Annotated in this window: 21 protein-coding genes; 5 read left to right on the plus strand and 16 right to left on the minus strand. The window is 69.8% G+C overall.

Going from position 1 to position 20,577, the window contains the following annotated elements:
- Positions 1 to 55: 55 nt before the first annotated feature.
- The 5 genes from pstB to N538_RS0106155 form a co-directional block, all read right to left on the minus strand.
- Positions 56 to 835 carry a phosphate ABC transporter ATP-binding protein PstB gene (gene pstB / locus N538_RS28895; protein WP_028636586.1) on the minus strand — a complete coding sequence of 260 codons (780 nt, stop codon included), beginning with the start codon at positions 833 to 835 and terminating at the stop codon, positions 56 to 58.
- Positions 836 to 856: 21 nt separating this feature from the next.
- On the minus strand, positions 857 to 1,954 hold the full coding sequence (gene pstA, locus N538_RS28900; protein WP_028636587.1) for a phosphate ABC transporter permease PstA: 1,098 nt from the start codon (positions 1,952 to 1,954) through the stop codon (positions 857 to 859).
- Positions 1,951 to 2,886 (minus strand): phosphate ABC transporter permease subunit PstC, encoded by a 936-nt coding sequence (gene pstC / locus N538_RS0106145; protein ID WP_028636588.1) that lies wholly within the window; start codon positions 2,884 to 2,886, stop codon positions 1,951 to 1,953. Before pstC ends, pstA begins: the two co-directional genes overlap by 4 nt.
- Positions 2,887 to 2,896: 10 nt before the next feature.
- Entirely contained in the window at positions 2,897 to 4,012 is a 1,116-nt protein-coding gene (gene pstS / locus N538_RS0106150) for a phosphate ABC transporter substrate-binding protein PstS (protein WP_028636589.1), read from the minus strand.
- A 174-nt stretch (positions 4,013 to 4,186) separates the two neighbouring features.
- Positions 4,187 to 5,050, minus strand: a complete 864-nt coding sequence (locus N538_RS0106155) for an NUDIX hydrolase (RefSeq protein WP_028636590.1) — start codon at positions 5,048 to 5,050, stop codon at positions 4,187 to 4,189.
- A 17-nt stretch (positions 5,051 to 5,067) separates the two neighbouring features.
- On the opposite strand from N538_RS0106155, the gene N538_RS0106160 reads away from it, so the two are divergent.
- A complete protein-coding gene (locus N538_RS0106160) occupies positions 5,068 to 6,138 on the plus strand; it encodes a hypothetical protein (RefSeq protein WP_028636591.1) in 1,071 nt (356 codons plus the stop codon).
- Between the two features lie 6 nt (positions 6,139 to 6,144).
- Here N538_RS0106160 and N538_RS0106165 read toward each other — a convergent pair whose 3' ends face one another.
- From N538_RS0106165 to cspE, 3 genes are all read right to left on the minus strand, one after another.
- Positions 6,145 to 6,438, minus strand: a complete 294-nt coding sequence (locus tag N538_RS0106165) for a metal-sensitive transcriptional regulator (protein ID WP_028636592.1) — start codon at positions 6,436 to 6,438, stop codon at positions 6,145 to 6,147.
- A gap of 39 nt (positions 6,439 to 6,477) precedes the next feature.
- The gene (locus N538_RS0106170; protein ID WP_231496148.1) at positions 6,478 to 6,642 is read right to left on the minus strand and encodes a hypothetical protein; all 165 of its coding nucleotides are present in this window, start codon (positions 6,640 to 6,642) and stop codon (positions 6,478 to 6,480) included.
- 215 nt (positions 6,643 to 6,857) lie between these two features.
- Entirely contained in the window at positions 6,858 to 7,061 is a 204-nt protein-coding gene (cspE, locus tag N538_RS0106175; protein ID WP_028636594.1) for a transcription antiterminator/RNA stability regulator CspE, read from the minus strand.
- A 430-nt stretch (positions 7,062 to 7,491) separates the two neighbouring features.
- Here cspE and N538_RS0106180 point away from each other — a divergent pair, with 430 nt between their 5' ends.
- Positions 7,492 to 8,139: a DUF6197 family protein gene (locus N538_RS0106180; protein WP_028636595.1), complete on the plus strand. Its 648-nt coding sequence runs from the start codon at positions 7,492 to 7,494 to the stop codon at positions 8,137 to 8,139.
- Between the two features lie 80 nt (positions 8,140 to 8,219).
- Here N538_RS0106180 and N538_RS0106185 read toward each other — a convergent pair whose 3' ends face one another.
- The 3 genes from N538_RS0106185 to N538_RS0106195 form a co-directional block, all read right to left on the minus strand.
- On the minus strand, positions 8,220 to 8,522 hold the full coding sequence (locus N538_RS0106185) for a hypothetical protein (RefSeq protein ID WP_155991982.1): 303 nt from the start codon (positions 8,520 to 8,522) through the stop codon (positions 8,220 to 8,222).
- A 273-nt stretch (positions 8,523 to 8,795) separates the two neighbouring features.
- Positions 8,796 to 9,773: a PD40 domain-containing protein gene (locus N538_RS0106190; protein WP_028636597.1), complete on the minus strand. Its 978-nt coding sequence runs from the start codon at positions 9,771 to 9,773 to the stop codon at positions 8,796 to 8,798.
- Between the two features lie 147 nt (positions 9,774 to 9,920).
- Positions 9,921 to 10,586 carry a TetR/AcrR family transcriptional regulator gene (locus N538_RS0106195; RefSeq protein ID WP_028636598.1) on the minus strand — a complete coding sequence of 222 codons (666 nt, stop codon included), beginning with the start codon at positions 10,584 to 10,586 and terminating at the stop codon, positions 9,921 to 9,923.
- 176 nt (positions 10,587 to 10,762) lie between these two features.
- On the opposite strand from N538_RS0106195, the gene N538_RS0106200 reads away from it, so the two are divergent.
- Positions 10,763 to 11,731 carry an NAD(P)-dependent alcohol dehydrogenase gene (locus N538_RS0106200; RefSeq protein WP_028636599.1) on the plus strand — a complete coding sequence of 323 codons (969 nt, stop codon included), beginning with the start codon at positions 10,763 to 10,765 and terminating at the stop codon, positions 11,729 to 11,731.
- Between the two features lie 50 nt (positions 11,732 to 11,781).
- Here the strand turns inward: N538_RS0106200 and N538_RS0106205 are convergent, their stop codons facing one another.
- Positions 11,782 to 12,426 (minus strand): DJ-1/PfpI family protein, encoded by a 645-nt coding sequence (locus tag N538_RS0106205; protein ID WP_051548903.1) that lies wholly within the window; start codon positions 12,424 to 12,426, stop codon positions 11,782 to 11,784.
- 40 nt (positions 12,427 to 12,466) lie between these two features.
- Here N538_RS0106205 and N538_RS24050 point away from each other — a divergent pair, with 40 nt between their 5' ends.
- Positions 12,467 to 13,150, plus strand: a complete 684-nt coding sequence (locus tag N538_RS24050) for an MFS transporter (protein ID WP_197025245.1) — start codon at positions 12,467 to 12,469, stop codon at positions 13,148 to 13,150.
- Positions 13,151 to 13,789: 639 nt separating this feature from the next.
- On the opposite strand, the gene N538_RS0106220 is transcribed toward N538_RS24050, so the two are convergent.
- From N538_RS0106220 to N538_RS0106245, 4 genes are all read right to left on the minus strand, one after another.
- Positions 13,790 to 14,185, minus strand: coding sequence for a hypothetical protein (locus tag N538_RS0106220; RefSeq protein ID WP_051548845.1), 396 nt, complete (start codon positions 14,183 to 14,185; stop codon positions 13,790 to 13,792).
- A gap of 43 nt (positions 14,186 to 14,228) precedes the next feature.
- Complete coding sequence (locus N538_RS27885) at positions 14,229 to 15,233, minus strand: DUF2306 domain-containing protein (RefSeq protein WP_155991983.1); 1,005 nt, start codon at positions 15,231 to 15,233, stop codon at positions 14,229 to 14,231.
- Positions 15,234 to 15,962: 729 nt separating this feature from the next.
- A complete protein-coding gene (locus N538_RS0106240; RefSeq protein WP_028636603.1) occupies positions 15,963 to 18,764 on the minus strand; it encodes a LuxR C-terminal-related transcriptional regulator in 2,802 nt (933 codons plus the stop codon).
- Between the two features lie 100 nt (positions 18,765 to 18,864).
- Entirely contained in the window at positions 18,865 to 19,500 is a 636-nt protein-coding gene (locus N538_RS0106245; protein ID WP_331279515.1) for a helix-turn-helix domain-containing protein, read from the minus strand.
- A 77-nt stretch (positions 19,501 to 19,577) separates the two neighbouring features.
- Between N538_RS0106245 and N538_RS0106250 the strand changes: the two genes are divergently transcribed.
- Positions 19,578 to 20,555 carry an NAD(P)/FAD-dependent oxidoreductase gene (locus N538_RS0106250; protein WP_028636605.1) on the plus strand — a complete coding sequence of 326 codons (978 nt, stop codon included), beginning with the start codon at positions 19,578 to 19,580 and terminating at the stop codon, positions 20,553 to 20,555.
- Positions 20,556 to 20,577 lie beyond the last annotated feature (22 nt).

Raw genomic sequence — 20,577 nt, forward strand, 5'->3', positions numbered from 1 at the left:
ATGTCGTCAGCGGGCCCGATCCACAGCACTTTGGTCAGGGACTACCGCGATCGACTCACCCGAAGCGACCCGAGATGTAGGCCTCGGTGGACTCCTCGTCCGGGTTGGTGAACATCTTGTTGGTGGGGTTGAACTCGACGAGGTGGCCGGGCTCGCCGGTGGCCTTGAGGTTGAAGAAGCCGGTGTCGTCGGAGACGCGGGCGGCCTGCTGCATGTTGTGGGTGACGATCACGATCGTGTACTCGGACTTGAGCTCGTGGATCAGGTCCTCGATGGCGGAGGTGGAGATCGGGTCGAGGGCGGAGCAGGGCTCGTCCATCAGCAGGACCTCGGGCGAGACGGCGATCGCGCGGGCGATGCAGAGGCGCTGCTGCTGACCTCCGGAGAGGCCCATGCCGGGCTTGCTCAACCGGTCCTTGACCTCGGTCCACAGGTTCGCGCCCTGGAGCGAGCGCTCGACGATCGCGTCGGCGTCGGACTTCGAGATCTTCTTGGAGTTCAGCCGCATGCCAGCCAGGACGTTCTCGTAGATCGACATCGTCGGGAACGGGTTCGGGCGCTGGAAGACCATGCCGATCTGCCGGCGTACGGCGACCGGGTCGATGCCGGGCTCGTACAGCGACTGCCCCGAGACGATGACCTTGCCCTCGACGCGGGCGCCGGGGATCACCTCGTGCATGCGGTTCAGCGCGCGGAGGAAGGTCGACTTGCCGCAGCCGGACGGGCCGATGAACGCGGTGACCGCCTTCGCGCGGATGGTCATGTTGACGCCCTCGACGGCCTTGAAGTCGCCGTAGTAGATGTCGAGGTCGGAGACGTCGATGCTCTTGGCCATGTGATTCTCTCTTCGGTGCGCTCAGCGGCGCCGGTCGGACTTGGGGGCGTAGATCTTCTGGAGGATCCGGGCGGCGAGGTTGAGGATCATCACGATCCCGATCAGCACCAGCGCCGCACCCCAGGCGCGTGCGTAGCCCGGCGGCGGCCCATCGGTGCCGAAGGCCGGCACCCCGGGCGAGCTGTACTGGCTGAAGATGTAGACGGGCAGCGTCATCATCCGGCCGTTGAACAGGTTCATGTTCACCGAGTCGGTGGCGCCCGCCACGATCAGCAGCGGCGCGGTCTCGCCGATCACCCGCGAGATCGCCAGGACGATGCCGGTCACGATCCCGCCGAACGCGGTCGGCATGACCACCTTCACGATGGTCCGCCACTTCGGCACGCCCAGGGCGTACGACGCCTCGCGGAGGTCGCTCGGCACCAGCCGCAGCATCTCCTCGGCCGAGCGCACGACGGTCGGGATCATCAGCAGAGCCAGGGCGATCGAGCCACCGAAGCCGATCCGGATCGCCGGCCCGAAGATCAGCACCAGCAGGGCGAGCGCGAAGAGCCCGGCGACGATCGACGGGATGCCGGTCATCACGTCGACCAGGAACGTCGTCACCCGGGCGAGCCGGCTGCCCTTGCCGTACTCGACCAGGTAGATCGCGGTGAACAGGCCGATCGGCACCGAGATGACGGTCGCCGCCAGCGTGACCAGCAGCGTGCCCATCAGCGCGTGGTAGATGCCGCCGCCCTCGCCGACGACGCCGCGCATCGACTCGTTGAGGAACGACAGGCTGATCGCGCCGAGGCCGTTCTTGAGCACCAGCCAGACCAGCCAGATCAGCGGGACCAGCACGGCGACGAACGCGCCCCACACCAGGCACGTCGCGAGCCGGTCGGCCGCGGCGCGGCCGCCCTCGACCACGCGCGACCAGGTCGGCATGCCGATGACGAACAGGAGGCCGGCGAGGATGGCGCCCCCGACGACGCTCCAGCCCATCACCATCGTGAGCAGGCCGGCGACGGCCAGCGCCATCGCGCCGATGAGGACGGCGGCCCAGCGCGGCAGCTGCGGCTGGACGAGCCCGGCGGTGACCGACTCGAAGTCGTGGTCGAGAGGAGTCGTCGTCATCGCGTCACGTTCCGCTCGCTGCGCGCGACGATCAGCCGCGCGATGAAGTTGACCACGAAGGTCACGATGAACAGCACGAGACCGGTGGCGATCAACAGCGACTGCCGGTCCGGGGTCGCCTCCTTGTAGTTCGCCGCGATGTTCGAGGCGATGGTGGCGGGGTTGCTGTTCGAGATCAGGTTCAGCGTCACGACCGGCGTCGCGGAGAGGACCATCGCGACGGCCATCGTCTCGCCCAGCGCGCGCCCGAGGCCGAGCATCACGCCCGAGACGACGCCGGACTTGGCGTAGGGGAACACCGCGAGCCGGATCGTCTCCCAGCGGGTGGCGCCGAGCGCCATCGCCGCCTCCTCGTGCAGGCGCGGGGTCTGGGCGAACACCTCCCGCGAGATCGCGGTGGTGATCGGGATGACCATGATCGACAGCACGATGCCTGCCGTCAGCATGGTCCGGCCGGTCACCGACGGCGGGCCGGCGAAGAACGGGATGAAGCCCAGGTTGTCGTACAGCCAGTTGATCGAGGGCGTCATCCAGTGGGCGAGCGCGAGGCCGCCCCAGAGGCCGTAGACGACCGACGGGATCGCGGCGAGCAGGTCGATCACGTAGGCGATCGGGCCGGCGATCCGCGGCGGCGCGTAGTGCGAGATGAACAGCGCGAGCCCGACCGAGAACGGGATCGCGATCACCAGCGCCACGACCGCGGCCAGCACGGTGCCCCAGACCAGCGGGCCGACGTACGACCAGAAGTCGTCGGCGGGGCGGTAGATGTCCGCGGGAGCGCTGAGCCCGGGCAGCCCCTCGACGACGAGGAAGACGGCCACACCGGCGAGCGCGACCATGATGAGCATCGCGGCGAGGCGGGCAGTGCCCGAGAAGAGCCGGTCGCCCAGGCGGACGACCGGCTTTCCCGTTGCTTCAGTGGATGAGAGCACGCGGCATCCGTCAGCTGGCCGAGATCGCGCCGACGATCTCCTGCGCCTTCGCGGCGATCGACGCGTCGAGCGGGGCGGAGCCGGCCTGCTGCGCCGCAGCCTGCTGACCCGCGTCCGAGACGATGTAGGAGAGGAAGCCGCTGACGAGGTCCGCCTCGTTGGCGTCGTCGTAGTGCTGGCAGGCGATCAGGTACGACGCCAGCAGCACCGGGTAGGCACCCGACTCGGTCGTGGTGCGGTCGATGTCGTAGGTCAGCATCGTGGCCGTCGCGGTGGGCGCCGGCTTCGAGACCGCGAGCGCCTTGGCGGCACCCTCGGCGGACGGCGCGACGTACTCGTCACCGACCTTGACCGAGGCGATGCCGAGGCCCTGGGCCTGGCTCTCGTCGGCGTACCCGATGGTGCCCTCGCCGCCCTTGACCGCGGCCACGAGACCCGAGGTGCCCTCGGCGGCCTCGCCGCCCTTGATCGGCCACACGCCGTCGGGGTCGTAGGACCAGGCGCCGCCGCCGGCCTTGTTGAGGTAGTCGGTGAAGTTCTGCGTGGTGCCCGAGTCGTCGGACCGGTGGACCGGCGAGATCGCCGTGTCGGGGAGGTCGGCGTCGTTGTTCTGGCCGGCGATCGCCGGGTCGTTCCACTTCGTGATCTTGCCGTCGAAGATCTTCGCGAGCGTCTCGGCGTCGAGGTCGAGCGTGTCGACGCCCGGCAGGTTGAAGACCACCGCGATCGGGCTGACGTACGCTGGGACCTCGACCGGGTCCTCGTCGCCGCACTGCTTCTTGGCCGCGCTCAGCTCGCCGTCGTCGTCGGTGAGGTAGGAGTCGGACCCGGCGAACGCGTAGGCGCCGGAGTTGAAGCTCTCGCGGCCGCCGCCCGAGCCGACCGGGTCGTAGGTGATGGTGGCGTCGGGGTTGTCGGACTGGAAGCCGGCGCGCCACGCCTGCTGGGCGGAGTCCTGGGCGCTCGAGCCGCCACCGGCGAGCTCGCCGCTGAGGCCCGTGGCGCCGCCGGTGTCGCCGCCAACGGTGCCGCCGTCGGTCTCGTTGCTGGCACCGCAGCCGGTGAGGACGAGGGCGAGGACGGCGATGCCGGGCACCACGGCCCGGCGGATGGAAGTGCGGATCACTTCGGAGCTCCCTGAGTTCTTCGTCTGATGCTCTGTCGCTAGCGAAGTTAGGGAGCGCAGGTGGACGGCTCCGGGGTCGACGGTGAACGGGCGGTGAACTCGAACCGCCCACTCAGCGACACCGTGTCGGTGCTGAGACGGCCATCACGTGAACAAGGGTCGGGACCCTTGACGTCAGTGGATCTGGTGCACCTCGGTCGCGACGACCTTGCCCTTGCGGAGGTGGGCGACGAGCAGGCCGCCGGGGTCGAGCTTGGCGTCCTCGAGGCCGAGCGCGTCGAACACCGCCGGGAGCACCGGGCGGTGGCTGCAGACGACGACCCCCTCGTCGCGCTGGGAGAGGTCGTCGGTGATGGTGAGGACGCCGTGGGCGGTCGCGTCCTCCTCGCTGAGGCCGTCGTCGAGCTCGAGCTTCCAGCCGGTCACGTCGGAGTAAGGGCCCAGGGTCTCCACGCAGCGGGTGCTGCTCGAGCTCACGAGCCGCGTGACGTCGTACGCCGCCAGCACCGGGATCAGCCGCTGCGCCTGCTGCCGCCCCGCCTGGAGCAGCGGGCGGAGCCGGTCGTCCTGGCGGCGCCACGCCTTGCGGGACCTGGCGTCGGCGTGCCGCAGGACGATGAACGCGTGCGTCTTGCGGCGCCTGGGGTACGCCGTGCGCAGCGTGTCCAGGTCGTGCTCGTAGCTCAGCCGCTTGCACGCCTCGGCGTACGGCACCCACTCGACGTGGTCGATCTCGTCGTTGGGGCGGTAGCCGCTCACGTCGTCGGAGCCGACCACCCGGCCGACCCAGTACGACACCGCCTTCATGCGGCCGCCGGCCACCGGGTAGCGCTGCCCCGGCAGCGGCGGCCCGAGCCGGACTCGCAGCCCGGTCTCCTCGGCGACCTCCCGCACCGCCGCGGACGTCACGTGCTCGCCGGGGTCCAGCTTGCCCTTGGGGAACGACCAGTCGTCGTACCGCGGCCGGTGGACGAGGAGCACGCGCTTGCCCGGGCGGAAGACCACGGCACCGGCAGCGAGGACGTCCTTCGCGGGCATGCGGCTAGTCTCACACGGTGCGCAGACGCCTGACGATCACGATCGTGGTCGCCCTGGCGGTGGCGCTGGTGGCCGTGGTGGCCGTCGTCGGCCTGCGCTGGTGGCAGGACCGCGACCGGACCGAGCTCGAGCGAGCCACGGCGTACGCGCCGGCCGACGCCGAGCGCCTCTCCTGGACCGACTGGGCGGCCGTCCGCTCCGCCCTGGGCGCGCACCTGGATGCGTCGTCGTCCGGCTCAGAGCTGCAGTCGTTCCTCGACGACGGGTTCGACCGGGACCTGACCTCGACGTCGGCGCTGGTGCAGTCCGCGAAGGTGCTCCAGGCGCGCTTCGGCTTCTCCCCCGCGACCGCCGAGTGGGAGCTGTTCAGCCAGTCCGAGCAGGGTGCGGTGGTGATCGTCCGGATGCCCGACGACGCCGACCTCGGCGCGGTCGGCGACGACCTCGCCCACGGCGGCTTCACCCGGCCCGCGACCGGGGAGACCGACGGCGAGGTCTGGCTCGGCGGCGACGCGCTGCTGCCGACCATCGGGGCGGACCTGACCCCCGAGCTGCAGTACGTCGCGCTGGACGCCGCCGAGCACCTGGTCCTCACCAGCGACAACGAGGCGTACCTCGAGGACGTCGTCGGCTCGCTCGGCGACAGCGCCCTGCCCGACGGCGTGCAGGAAGCTATCGCGGCGTCCGGCGAGCCGCTGTCGGCGTCGATCTACGACGGGCCGTACACCTGCTCGGCGCTGGCCATGAGCCACGCCGACCGGTCGGACGAGCAGGAGGCGGAGCACCTGATCACGCAGGCGGGGGAGGTCAACCCGGTCGACGGCTTCGCCATGTCGGTCCAGCCGGGCGGTCACGTCCGGGTGGCGATGGCCTTCGAGAGCGACGACCAGGCGCGAACGAACGCCGACAGCCGCGCGGCGCTGGCCAGCGGCCCGGCGCCCGGCCAGGGCGGCGACTTCGCCGACCGGTTCTCGGTCGCCTCGGCGACCGCCGACGGCAACGTCGTCACGCTCGACCTGCGGCCCACGCAGGGCAGCTACGTGCTCTCGGACCTGTCGACCGGACCGGTCCTCTTCGCGACCTGCTGACCGCGGTCAGCTCCTCACCAGCCGGGAGATCGCGTCGACCGCCTCGGCGACCTTGGCGCGCGCCTCGTCATCGCCCGCGCGGGCGGCGTCGACCACGCAGTGGTTCATGTGCTCCTCGAGCAGGCCGATCGAGACGGCCTGGAGGGCCTTCGTCATCGCGGCGACCTGGGTGAGGATGTCGATGCAATACTTCTCGTCCTCGACCATGCGCTGCAGGCCACGAGCCTGGCCCTCGATGCGCCGCAGCCGCTTGAGGTAGTCGTCCTTGCGGTGGATGTAGCCGTGCTGGTGATCCGCCATTCCTCCAGCATACCCGGGAGGGGTATACGGGGACGGGTCTCACGCCTCCTGACGAGGCTCCGGGACGACCCCGAGGATCTGGTCGATCTGTCCTTCGGAGAGGTGGTCGTCGGACTCGCTCGCCGCGATGATCAGGTTGGTGGTGAGCTCCACCTCCCCGAGGAGGTCGGAGTCCTCGAGGGTCACGTCGAACTGATCGTGCACCTCATCACTCCTCATGTGCATGCCGGCAGAACCTCCTCGCTAACGAAAACGTTGCCCGACGGTCACGGGTACCAAACGCCCGGCACCCGGATTTGGCCCGTCCGGGCCATGCGACATCCCCCACATGGAAGCGCGGGACGCACAAGAGGCCCCACCCCTAAGGGTGAAGCCTCTTGCTGAAGTCTCAGGTCAGCAGGCCCGAGAGCTCTCCGCGATCAGATGGCGCGAACGTTCTCCGCCTGCGGGCCCTTGGGGCCCTGCGTGACGTCGAACTCGACCTTCTGGTTCTCGTCCAGGGACTTGTACCCCTGGGACTGGATCGCCGAGTAGTGAACGAAGACGTCGTCGCCGCCGTCCTCCTGCGCGATGAAGCCGAAACCCTTCTCCGCGTTGAACCACTTAACAGTGCCCTGAGCCATGTGCTCGATACTCCTTAGTCGGGGCGAGAACCGCCACTTCGACGGTCCGCATCAGATGCGGTGGTGACACGTCGCTCCGACTTTGCGTGAGCCCACGAAAGAAGAAACGCCGTTGGATCACAAACTCCGCGGGCGTCAGACCTGCTGGAACTTGCACCTTCTGCGAGGCACACGTTACCAATGCCTGCCCCGGAGCAAACCATCCGCGACCGGAAATCTCATCAGTCGCGATGATGGCGGGGCGACGCAGGCGTGACTGCCGGGCCTCGCATTCACCGTCGAGTGACGTGAACTGGCTGGAAATCAGGCTGGAAAGCAGCCACCTCGCGTCACTCGACGGGAGATCGCGGCTCGTGCGGGTGGTTGTCAGGACCGGTTGGGCGGATCAGAGTGGAGAGGTGGCATCCGCAGCGTCGGAGGAGGTGCTCTGATGACACAGACAACGACCGACCGGACCGACCGGCCCGACCGGATCGAGGCGACTGACCGGACCCGCCGGACCGACCGGGTTGCCGCGAGTAGCCGGGGGTTCCGGCTGGCGGCACGTGACCGACGGGCGGTACGACGGCGGATCCGCCGCATCGACGCGCTGTCGGCCCAGCTCGGCCAGCTGCACCTGGTCCGCGGTGTGCTCGAGGACGCCGGTGATGTCGTCGGCAGGGGCTGGGTGCAGGGTGCCTGGTTCTCCGTCGACGTCGGCGGCCGGACCCGGGTCCTGACCGGCGCCGGCATCGGCCTGGTCGCCGACCATCCGGTGACCGGCGCCTGCCTGGTCGGCGCCGTCGTGCAGGCGGGCGGAGGTCCCCGTGCAGTGCGCTCGCAGCCGGTGCAACGAGCACTGGACCTGCTCTGGCACACGCTCAAGGAGGTCCGCGACCAGCCGGTGCGCTGGTGCCCCGGCCCGCCCGCCCGCACGCTGCACGTACTCGACCTGACCCACTGGAACGACGCTCCGGACCGGACCCGCGAGGATGTCCTCGAGCTGCTACGGGCGTCCGTGACGGCGGTCGGCGCCCAACAGGACCGGTGTCGCGCCGAGCAGGCGACGCTGGCTCCCTCCCTCGGCGAGCGTCGGTGAGACGGAGGCGCTGCCCGTCCGGATCATGCCGGTGACGTTGCGACGCGCGGTCACCTCAGGACCGCTGGACCGGCGGCACCTCACGGACGCCGCTCGGCGACGCCCGGCGGCAGGTCGTCGAGACAGACTGCGACCAGATCCGCCGCGTGCTGGCGGTCCTGGTAGACCTTCCAACCCCTGTCGAACGACACCAGCAACAGATCGCCGGCGGCGGTGCGGATCAGCGCCGAGGACGGGATCGCCCCTGAGCCGAACCCGCGCGTCGAGCAGTGATGCCGCTCGATCGCCTGGCGCACCGGGTCGGACGACGTGGTCGGGCTCGGCTCCTGCGGACCGGTGCTGATGGCATCGAGGCGCGTGAGCAGCACGACGGCCAGCATCACGCCCAGAGCGGCACCGACGATCAGGCCGCTCAGGACGCGGCTGGTGAGGTGGACGGGACGTGAGAATCTCGCGTTCAACGTCTCTCTCCTGTAGGTGACGGAACGAGGACCCCCCGTGGTCCCGCTCCCATTCGGCACAACGCACAAGGCGCCGATCCGTGACGGGTCATGACCGAACTCAGGCGTGGTGCTGCTCACGGCTCAGGCGGCTCCAGCGGCCCACCAGCTCAGCTGGACACAGCAGTCGGGCGGCCTGACCCGGCCGCCGCACCGCTACGGGACCCTGACTCCCCAGTCGGGCTGGTAGCCGACGGTGAGCCGCTGGCGGCGGGTGCCGTCGACGTCGGCTCGCATGACGTACGCCGTGCCGGAGGCGTTGTTGGTGAACGCCATGAATCGCCCTGACGGCGACGGCGAGCCACCGGTGTCGCCGTGGCGGGACGCGAACCCCGGGTAGACGATCAGACGTGGCCCCATCACCCCGGTGAAGTCGCCGCGGTCCTGCTCGGTGTAGCCGAACTGGCCGGTGGGTCCGAAGAACAGGTCGGTCCACATCAGGTAGCCCGAGGAGTCGGCACCCGACTGCATGACCTGCGCGAACTCGCCGGTGTCAGGGTGGTACATGGAGATCGCCCAGTCGTAGTAGCAGTCGTTGGTCTTGACGGCGATCTGGGAGCGGCCCGCGACTTCAGGGGACCAGGCGAGGTAGTCGTAGACGAAGAAGGAGTCCGAGCGCAGCGGGGGGTCCTCATCGCAGTACCCGCCCGTGCCGTAGCCGGTGACCACCCGCGGGACCGCGTTGCGGCCGGTGGACGGGACCAGCATCAACGCGCTGGCGGGGTCGGGGTTCGCGGTCGCGGACCCGCCGTACGCGATCGTCCGCCCGTCGGGTGACCAGGTGACTCCTGATGAGGCGACCGTGCCGGGGGCGGTGACGGCGCGCTTGCCGCTGCCGGTCGCGGTCATCACCCACACCGCCCGTCGCCCGTCGACCTCGTGGATGTAGGCGATGCGTCGCCCGTCTGGTGACCACTCGGGCCGGTAGTTCTTGCCCGCGGACGTCAGCTTCACGATGCCCTTCCCGGTCGCGGTCATCGTGTAGATCTGGTTGGCCCGTACGAACGCGATCCGGCCGTCCGCCCCGGGCGCGGTGGCGTGCGCAGCGGGCCCGGCCATCAGCGTCGGGGTCGCCGCGACCAGGGTGCCCAGGACCAGGACGCCAGCGGATACGAGTGATCGGAATCGACGCATGACGAGACCTCCTGAGCTCCTCTCGGCGAACGTAGGCCCTGGGCCCACGTCTCGGCATGCTCAAGATGCGGTACAGGACCCGGGAGTCTCGCCGGCTGGAAAGTGCAGTCGGCGAGCGCGCGGCGGCGGCCGCGAAGGCCGGGGCCGTCACTGGCGCCGCACGAGCCCGTCGAGGATGAGCTCGAGTCCCCAGGTGAATTCGTCACCGAAGTCGTAGCCGGGCCGCAGGTAGTAGCCGGTGGCCATCTCCACCAGGTGGGGGTACTCGCCGGTCTTGAACCGCTCCATGATCGGCTCAGCCACGTCGCCAACGGAGTCGGCACCGTCGAACGGCAGCCCGGCCTCCTGGAGTGCGAACCCGTACACGTAGCTGTCGAGCAGCGCGTAGGCGTGCGCCGTCAGGGCCGGTGAGAACCCTGCACCCCGCAAGGTCGCGATCACGGCGTCGTGGTGCCGCAGCGTCGCCGGACCGGGACTGGTCCGTGACTCCATCAGCCCGATGGCCCACGGGTGGACTCGCAGGACGGACCGGGCCGAGTCCGCCCGTCGACGGATCTCGGTACGCCACTCGCCACCGGCCGCCGGCAGCTCGATCTCGCTGAACACGAGGTCGACGATGCCGTCGAGGATCTCGTCCTTGTTGGCGACGTAGTGGTACACCGACATCGGCTTCACGCCCAGGTGCTGGGCAAGGGAACGAATGGTCAGCGCGTCGATACCGCCCGCGTCGGCAACCGCCATCGCGCCCTCCAGGACGCGCTCCCGGTTCAGCCGCGGTCGCTCCCCGGCTTCCTCGCTCGAACCGTCAGCCATCAGGTGCGTACCCCTTCGCGTCGCCGGCGCCCATAGCGCTTTCGTACATAGTACGATAGCGTGCCGTACTAAGTACGAAACCCATCGACACGAGGACCGTCATGAACCGCACACCCCGAGCTCGGACAGCAGTCGCCCCATCAGCCGGAGGAGGGTGCGCAGCCGCCGACGACCAGATGCGGGCCGTGGTCCAGGACCGGTACGGGACCGCTGCCGTCCTCCGGCTGGAGAACATCGCTCGCCCGGAGGTCGGCGACCAGGAGGTCCTGGTTCGGGTGCACGCGGCTGGGCTGGACCGCGGCACCTGGCACCTGATGACCGGCAAGCCCTACCTGATGCGGGTCGCGGGCCTCGGCTTCCGAGGACCCAAGGACCGGGTGCCCGGGCGTGACCTGGCCGGCACGGTCGCCGCCGTCGGGTCCGGCGTGAGCCGGTTCGAGGTCGGGGACGAGGTGTACGGCGTCGGCCGCGGGTCGTTCGCGGAGTACGCCGTGGTCCGCGCGGACAGGCTCGCCCCCAAGCCGACGATCCTGTCGTTCGAGCAGGCCGCCGTCGTACCGGTCTCGGCAGCGACCGCCCTCCAGGCACTGACCGACCACGGCCGTCTCGAGCCGGGGCAGCGGGTGCTGGTCATCGGCGCGTCCGGCGGCGTCGGCAGCTACGCAGTCCAGCTCGCCAAGGCACTCGAGGCGGAGGTCACCGCTGTCGCGAGCAGCGGCAAGCTCGACCTGGTCCGCTCACTCGGCGCAGACCACGTCATCGACTACACCCGCGAGGACTTCGCAGACAGCGGGCAGTACGACCTGGTCCTCGACATCGCGGGCAACCCGGGGCTGCGCCGACTGCGCCGGGCGCTCACGCCGACCGGCACGGCCGTGATCGTGGGCGGTGAGGACGGTGGGGACCTGACCGGGGGCATGAACCGCACCTTGCGCGCGCTCGTGCTCTCGCGATTCGTCAGCCAGCGGTTCGCGAACTTCATCAACAAGGAACGGGCCAGCGACCTCGACCGGCTCACGACGTTCATCGACGCCGGCCAGATCACCCCGAGCATCGACCGGGCCTACCGGCTCGACCAGGTCCCGGAGGCGATGGGCCACCTCGCGGCCGGGCAGGTCCGGGGCAAGGTCGCGATCATCATCTGAACAACAGGGCGCTTGTCCGGCACCCGGACGACTCAACTCGGCCCGCTGCCTCAGATCGGCGGCCGAGGGTCGTACTGGATGCCTCGGCGCACCTCGCGCGCACGGTCAGGTCCGGCGAGGCGTGCGACGAGGTGGAGCGCCATGTCGATGCCGGCAGAGACCCCCGCACTGGTGATGAGATCGCCGTCGTCGACGAAGCGGGCGTCGACGTCGGTTCGGACCGTCGGATCGAGCTCGGACAGCAGGTTGAGTGACGCCCAGTGGGTCGTTGCCCGCCTGTTCGTCAGGAGGCCGGCAGCGGCGTACACCTGGCTTCCCGTGGACACCGACGTCATCAGCGAGGTCGTTCCTCTTCGTGAGCGGACCCAGTCGAGGTGTTCCGCGTCCTGCTGGAGCCTGCACGTGCCCTCGCCACCCGGGTGAATGAGGACGTCGAGGTGCGGCGCGTCCTCGAACGAACGCTGGGCTCCGATGCTCAGGCCCTTCGCGCCAGTGACGGGGGTGCCGTCGAGGCTCATGGTGGCAACGGCCCACCCGTCCTCGGGGTGAAGGAGGGTCCAACAGGCGAGGACCTCCCACGGGCCGACAGCGTCGAGCTCCTCGACCTGGTCGAAGAGAAGCAGCCCGATGTGGCGGACGGTGGGCTGGTCGGTACTCGCGTCGGTAGTCGAGTCGGTGTCGGTGTGCTCGGTCATCAGGGTCTCCTGCGGTTCGTCGATCGGGCCGTCTCCCAGCGTGGGCACCGCGTGGGCAGGTCGCCCCGCGAAGCCGCTGTTCCCGCCCCACATCTGGAAGCTCAAGCCCCTCGTGTCCGGTACCGCCGTCATGCTCGGCGTCTCCGCCATCTTGGTGGGCGCCGTGTTCCTGACCTCGATCTTCCTGCAGACCGTCCTCGGCTACTCCGCCCTCCAGACCGGGCTCGTGTTCCTGCCCTTCGCGGCCGCGCTGACCATCGGCACGGTCGTCGCCCGACACCTGCTCAACCACGTCTCCCCGCGGGGCATCGCCACGGTCGGGCTGCTCATCGCCGTGCTCGCCTCCGGATGGCTCTCCGCCGCCGACGCCACCTCTGAGCTCGCCACTGGCATCCTTCCCGGCCTGGTTCTCCTCGGGTTCGGGATCGGGATGGTGTTCGTCCCCGTCACCGTGACGTCGATGACCGGGATCCCGGCGTCACACGCCGGTGTCGCGTCCGGGTTCTTGATGACCGGCCACGAGCTCGGTGCAGCGTTGGGGGTCGCCATCCTGTCCGCCGTCGCGACATCGGCGGGAACCCTCACCACCGCCGCGGGCGCAGCCGATGCGTTCTCGGCCGGATTCATCGGAGCGGCCGTCATGGCAGCCGGCGTCGCCGTCTTCGCTGCCGTCCGCATGCCCGCCGACCACGCCGTTGGCGGCGGCCACCTGCACATGCACTGATGTCCGACCACCGTCGGACGCTGGCGGCCGGGTCGTCCGCCTCACGGCGGCGCATACAAGTGCGAGAGGCGGACGACCCGATCTCGAGGCCGGCCCGTCCACTCATTGGCGGAGATACCGGGCACACGTGACGCGCCGCCCGCCGCGCCTGTCCCCCCGCACGTCGGTGTCGGTGTCCTCGCCACGGCGACGGTCCGTTGGACCTGCTGGCCCAGTCGATCCGACCGCATCTCCCGTCACCGCTCCCGTCACCACGCGGGGCCGCTTCCCATTCGGGCTCCGAGGGCGACGCGGCGGCAGCATCAGAGCATCAGTACACATTGACCGACGAGGGCATGTCCCTGGTGCCCGGCGAAGAGCCGGCCTTCATAGACGATCCGTGGATCGCGGAACGGAACCACTTCGGATGACGAGAGGAGCGTCCGAGCCGGAGGCCGCACGGCCTTCGGAATCTGCTCTCCCAGAGGTCGAGCTTCCCGATCTCGGGTATGCGGATCTGTTCGGCGTGACAGTCGAGGAGATCGCGGGCTGCTCGGCCTGCCAGGCCGCGATGCCCTCGGACCGTGGTCGCCTCGATGCCGTCGAGCGTCGACCACTCGGCGCACCCTCGGTAGTCGTCCAACAGCACGCAGGACGTCGTCACTCGTCCAGCCTTGCTCCACCTGAGGTCGTTCGCCAGGGCTCGCCCTTCTCGAGCATGTAGCGACGCCAGGCGTAGCGCCAAGGGATGACGGCCGCGATGACGACCACGAACGAGCAGTTGACGAGAACCGTGGTGGTCGCGGCGTCCAGGTCGCCGGCAATGGCCGTTGGGAGTGCGACCACGGACAGCCACAGGACCTTCCAGGTCGTCTCCAGCAGGAGCAGTGGGAGCAGCTTGGCCGGGTAGCGCACGCCCAGGAGCGCGAACAGCGACATCGCGGTGAGAACGCATACGGTGACGCCCTCGTACAACGGGAGCGTGTGCGCATCTGGAAGCAGTGGCCACTTCACCACCACGAGCCCAAGGCCCATGAAGAGGTAGCCGGCACGCATCACGTTCAAGCGACGCACGGACAAGCGGGAGGCGGGAACGACCTCAGTTGGGCGACTGGTCGTGCCGACGGTTGGGCCGGTGGTTGAGCCGGTGGTTGTGCTGGTCATGGAGATCTCCTGGGTAGGTGAGGGCTACGGCTTGCGGCTGCCAGTCGTCGGCGAGGAGCGCGTAGCCGACGGTGTCGCCGAGAGTCGAGGGTCGAAGCGCGAGCCGATCGGTGCGGATGGTCCGAGTCAGGGCGGCCGCCAGCGGTTCGTTCGCGGTGCTCCCGCCGTGGTTGGTCGTCGCTGGGGTTGTCGTGCCTGTTGTCGTGCTCATGCCGGTGCTCCTGCGAGCGCGTAGGCGGTCGGGCTGCCGAAGTCGTCTGCTTGACGAGCGTCGAGGTCGGCAGCGGATGGCCCACTCGGCGACGGCGAGGTTGATGACCCAGCCGGCGCCCTTTGCGAGGTCGTCTCGGACGTTTCCGGTGCCGAACAGTGCGCCGCCCAGCGGTTCGGTGAACACCTGGGTCCCGGCTGCGAGGGCGATGGCGTAGGCGCGAATCATCCAGGCACGATGGGCGGGAATGTTGCGCGCTCGGGCGGCCCGTACGCCGAGAACGATGGCGGCCACCATTGCGGAGACGAAAAGCAGCCGCAGCGCGTAGAGGACATCCCCGGTGCCGGGCTTCCGGGTGTACATCAGCGTCATCCACAGCGCCGAGCCCGCGACCATCAGACCGGCCACGGCGAGGACGTGTCCTGAACGCCGGTGCCAGGTCAGGTGCTTGCGTCGGAACCGAGGCACGAGCTGGAGGACGCTGCCCAAAGCGAAGACAGCGGCGCCGGCGATGTGAACGACGAGCGCGACCGGGAAGCCGGTGAACCGTGCGTCCGCAGGGATGGCGGCGGGGCCGCCAGCCAGCTGGATGAGGCGCAGCGTGCCTGCGGTGAGCGGGATGGCGCTCACCGCGACGAGCGCGACCGGTACCAGCCAGCTCGCCTGGGGTCGGGCTCGAACCCCTGACATGGTGCTGCGGGCCGGGTCCGGTATCGCGGCGGAGTTCATCGGTCACCACCGGCGACGTCCCCAGTGTCGTCTGCTGGGCCTGGGTCGATTCGGGCAATCGAGATGAGAGGCATCCCGAAGTCGCGAAGTCGGGCGAGCATGCCGTGCAGGGCGGCCTGGTCTGCCACGGGGCCGCGTAGGACCGTGATGACGCCCTGCCCAGCGCTTGCCTCGCTGTCCCGACTCGGGTTCGGGACGCTGGTGAGAGTCATGCCGTCGAACCACGCCAACCACCGTTCGTGTAGACGCCCTTCGAGGCGGATCTCGTACAGACCGGGCTCGTGGTGGCCAACGGGTGGGGTGTTCACGGGAGTGCTCCTCTTGCTGGTCCTGACGGTTCCAGCGACAGCTGAAGTCGTCCTGATACCGCAAGCTAGGAGCGGGAGCGGTGAGTGGTCGTCACATCATGTGGTGACCCGGGTGGTGACCTTTGCCGCCCGCGTGAGCCCAGAGCCTCAAGGCCGGTGTTCCCACTTTCGGCAACACCGCGGACTCGTGGGTTACACCCGGCTTGCTGTCGGCGTGCCCCTGGACCTTCTCGGCATCCTCGACATGGACGCCGGGGTGTGACAGGCACTCCTCGTGCCCGGCGGCCTCCTCGAAGCGCTGGTACCAGCCATCTGGTTGATCACGAAGGTCTTCCAGCCCCCTCCTCGCGCGCAATCAGCCGCGGCCCCGACATTCGCAGCAACCCCTGGCAGCGGAGCCACGCAGCCACGTCGACGAGTGTCAGCGGGCCCCGGAGCGCCCCAGTAGGCCGAGCTGGTGGGCACGGCTGATCGCGGCGCGCCGGTTGTTGACGCCGAGCTTGGTGTAGATGTGCTTGGTGTGGGTGCGGACCGTGTTCAGGGACACGACGAGCTGGCGTGCGATGGCGGGCCCGTCGAGGTCTGAACCGAGCAGTCGAAGCACGTCAAGCTCGCGGTCGCTCAACGGGTCCACCAGCCCCACCCCAGGTTCGACAGGCGCCGCTGGTTCGGGCGACGGCGCAGCCTGGGAGCCGGCGCCGCGGGCCATCGCGCTCGCGGCACTACCGGCCATCACGGCATTCAGCAGCACCTGGACGTATCCGGGCTCGGCTTGGGCGGTCGAGAGCTCGCGAAGCAGCGGCGTCAGGGCGGACGCGGCGTCGACGAAGACCCGGACCCAGCCGTCGGCTTCGGCGAGGTTGACCGCGTGACGAAGCGCCTCGAGCGCCGCGCCCCGTTCCCCGGTCGCGTCGTATGCGATGGCTCGGAGCACCTCGAGCTCGATGACCGACCCGACCCGGCCGCCGTCGGCAGCTGCGGCAACGAGACGGCCCAGGAGGGCAATCGCGGCGTCCAGGGGCACCGGGGACCCGGTGCTGGCGTGCTCTGCCAGCAGCACCCGGGCGAGGGTGATGTGCTCGTACTCGCGGAAGTAGGACAGCTCGTCGTCCACCGCGACCCCGAGGTCACGCGCCCACGCACGCGCACCGGCCAGGTCGCCACTGGCGGCGAGCACACGCGCGCGGGACGCGTAGACCGGTTGCACGTTCGGGGAGTAGTCGCCGACGTAGACCCGCTCGGCCTCCTCGAGAAGCTCGAGGGCTGCGCCCAGGTCACCCTCGGCGGCCCGCAGTCGGGCCATCCCGACTCGCCACCGGTACGGGTTCTGTGGAAGTGCTGCTGACTCGCCGAGCTCGTCGGAACGACGCAGGTACTCGGCAGCGGCGACCAGGTCGTTGCGGTACCAGGCCATCCGGCTCAGGCCGACCAGCATGTCGGCGGTGCCCCGCATGACACTGGCCCCGGGCGGGGTGTTGGCCTCGGCCAGCCCGAGCGCGTGGGCGAAAGTCTGTTCGGCGTCGCGGAGCCGGCCCAGGCGCAGTTCCATGTCCGCCATCGCGATGGAGCAGCCCAACACGTCCGCGATGTGTCCGGCCCGGGTCAGGGCCGGGATGGACCGCGCATAGCTCGCGTGCGCTGATGCGATGTCCCCGGTCGACCAGGACGCCAGGCCGGACAGCGCCGCTGCTGCCCCGACCGCGAGGTCGTCGCCGTCAACGGCGACGTCGATCGCGCGTTGCGCGCGGGCAATGGCAGCGGGCGGGTCGCCCCCGAGGAGCGCGAGCGCCGCCCGGTACATCTCAACCGCGGCGGGGACCCGGGCGAGCTCGCCGTGGTCGACGACCACGAGGTCCGCCTCCGCCTTGCTGAGCAGGTTCTCGACGTGGTCGAGGCGCTGGTCCACGCCCTCGAACTGGTTGCTCGACATCAGCCCGCCGATGAGTGCGATCGCGAGGACCGGCCGGTTGCTCAGCACCTCGTCTGGCAGCCGGTGCGCCCACCGGCTCAGGAGGTCCTCGCGCCGATCGCGACCCAGGGCTCGAAAGGAGCTCTCGATGAGATCCGCTGTCCGGTCGAGGTCACCGGCCTCCAGCGCGTGCCGGACAGCGGCCTCGACGTGGCCGGCTTCGGCGTACCAGTCGGCGGCTCGCCGGTGCAGCTCGGGCACGTCGCCGGGCCGTTCCTCGAGCAGGTGGGACTGGAGCACGTCGCCGAACAGGTGGTGGTATCGGTACCAGGTGCGGCGCCCGTCGAGCGGAACGAGGAACAGATTCTCCCGGTCCAGCAGGTCGAGCATCGCCTTGCCGCTGCGCCCACCTGCAGGTGGAGGAGGGCTGACCGCGTCGCAGAGCGGTCCGGTGAGTCGCGCGAGGATGGAGGTGTCGAGCAGGAAGCGGCGTACGTGGTCGGGTTGGCGGCTGAGGACCTCGTCGGCGAGGTAGTCGACCACGAAGCGGTCATCGCCGGCGAACCCGGCGATGAAGGCGGACTGGTCGTCGCGGTCGCGCAGCGAGATGGCGGCGAGCTGGAGCGCCGCCACCCAGCCCTCGGTTCGCGCCTCCAGCGAGGTGATGTCGGTCGCGGTCAGTCCGAAGCCGTGGAGGTCGTTGAGGTAGGAGGCAACCTCGTCGCCTGTGAAGCGGAGGTCGGACGCACGGATCTCCACAAGCTCTCCGCGTGCTCGCAGCCGCGACAGCGGCAGTGCGGGATCGGCGCGGGTGCTGATGACCAGCCGTAGTTGTGGCGGCATGTGGTCCACGAGGAACGTCATCCCCGCCGCGACCTCGACACTGTCAGCGAGGTGGTAGTCGTCGAGGACCAGCGTGACATCGCCAGACTGGACGCTGAGCTCGTTCACCACCCCGGCGAGCACGGACTCGACCGAAGCCTGCCCCGACTGCAGCAGGGTGAGTGCGGCATCACCGGAGCCCGGGACCGCCCGGTCGAGGGCCATAAGGACGTAGGTCCAGAACGACGTCGCGTGACGGTCCCGGCCGTCGAGTGACACCCACGCGACGGGGTGTTCGCTCGCTGAGGTGTCCGGTTTGTTGCTCATCCAGGCCGCGAGGAGCGATGTCTTCCCGAACCCGGCGGGCGCAGAGACCAGCGTGACCGGCGAGCCGGACACATGCTCGAGCATGCCGGCGAGCCGAGGCCGCGCGATGACGTCGCGTCGTGGACTCGGCTGGAGCAGCTTCGTCTCCATCAGAGGGTCGGCCATGCGGCTCCCTTCCCGGGCGTCGGACCCGACGCCCTCCCGAGCGTAGGGCCCGAACAGGGTCCTCGGCGCGGGGTCGACCAACGACTCGACGCCCGCCGCGTCAGTGCGCGGACTCGGATGTGCTGGCGTGGGTGTGCATCCGTTCGCCGGGGCGGCCGAAGATGCTGAGGACCTCGGCGGGGCCCTCGCCGGTGCTGCCGAACCAGTGCGGCACCTGGGTGTCGAACTCGGCGGCCTCGCCGACGCCCAGGACGATGTCCTGGTCGCCCATGACGAGTCGCATCTGCCCGGACAGCACGTAGAGCCATTCGAATCCGTCGTGAGTGCGCGGCTTCGGCTCCGACTGGGACGTCGGGATGACGATCTTCCACGCCTGGATGCCACCCGGGTGGGTCAACGGAAGCACGGTGCGCCCGTTGACCCTGCGTGGCTTCAGCCGGATGCGCGGGTCCCCCACCTCCGGGGCGCCGACCAAGTCGTCGATGGGCACCCGGTAAGCCTGCGCCAGCGGAAGCAGAAGCTCCAGGCTCGGGCGCCGCTGCCCGTTCTCGAGCCGCGACAACGTGCTCTTCGAGATGCCTGTCATGTGAGCAACCTCGGTCAGGGTTACACCCCTCTGCTCACGCACCCGCCGCAGTCGAGGACCGACCAGGTCCAGTGCCGCCGCCATCGACGACATGGCACCTGAGGTGACAGAGGAAACCGGGTTGGCGGCGGCGCTCCGAGTCGTTGCCATGGAGACATTGCACCGCGCTGTTCCCGGAATCAGCAACAGGTGTTGTCGTCAGCCTGTAACGGGGTCACTCTCGTGACATGAACACATACGACGTGGTGGTAGTCGGTGGAGGCGCTGCCGGCCTCTCAGCAGCCCTGGTCCTCACCCGCGCCCGCCGGCGCGTCGCAGTCGTCGACGCGGGCCAGCCGCGCAACGCACCCGCCGCCCACATGCAGGGCTTCATCGGCTCCGACGGCCTCCCGCCGTCCGAGCTCCTCGCCGCGGCCCGCGTCGAGGTCGCCGGCTACGACGGCCACCTGATCTCCGGAACGGTCGCGTCCATTACCGCCTGCCCGCCCGCCAACGCTCACACCCGCCGCGGGCTCGAGGTCAGGCTCGCGGACGGCTCCTCGCTGACGACGCGTCGCGTCCTTGTCACGACCGGGCTCCGCGACGACATCCCGGACGTCCCCGGCGTGCGGGAGCGGTGGGGACGCGATCTGCTCCACTGCCCGTACTGCCACGGCTACGAGGTCCGCGACCAACCTCTCGGCGTCCTCGCAGACGCCGACGGCGACACCGAGACGCTCGAACAGGCGCTCGCCCACACCCACCTGGTTCGGCAGTGGTCCGACGACGTCGTGTTCTTCGCCAACGGCCAGACCGTGAGCGCCGCGGCACGCGAAGAGCTCGTCGCACGGGCCATCGGCTTCGTGCCGGAGAAGGTCACCCGCCTCGTCGTCGACGAAGACCGCCTCACCGGCGTCGAGTTCGCCGACGGACACTTCGTGCCGCGTTCAGCGGTGTTCGTCCGCCCACGGTTCGTCCCCAACGACATCCTGCTCACCGACCTCGGCTGCGCCACCAACACCACCGGGTGGGTCGCGGTCGACGCGACCGGTCGAACCAGCGTCCCGGGCGTGTGGGCGGCCGGCAACGCCGCGAACCCGCGCGCTCAGGTCGTCACCGCCGCCGGGGAAGGATCCGCGGCCGCCATCGCCATCAACAACGACCTCGTCGACGAGGACCTCCCCATCGCGGTCACCAACTTCCGACTCGGCCTCCCCATCATCTGAGCCCCTCGTCCGAGCTCATCTC

Source organism: Nocardioides sp. URHA0032, assembly GCF_000620645.1.
Lineage (GTDB): Bacteria > Actinomycetota > Actinomycetes > Propionibacteriales > Nocardioidaceae > Nocardioides.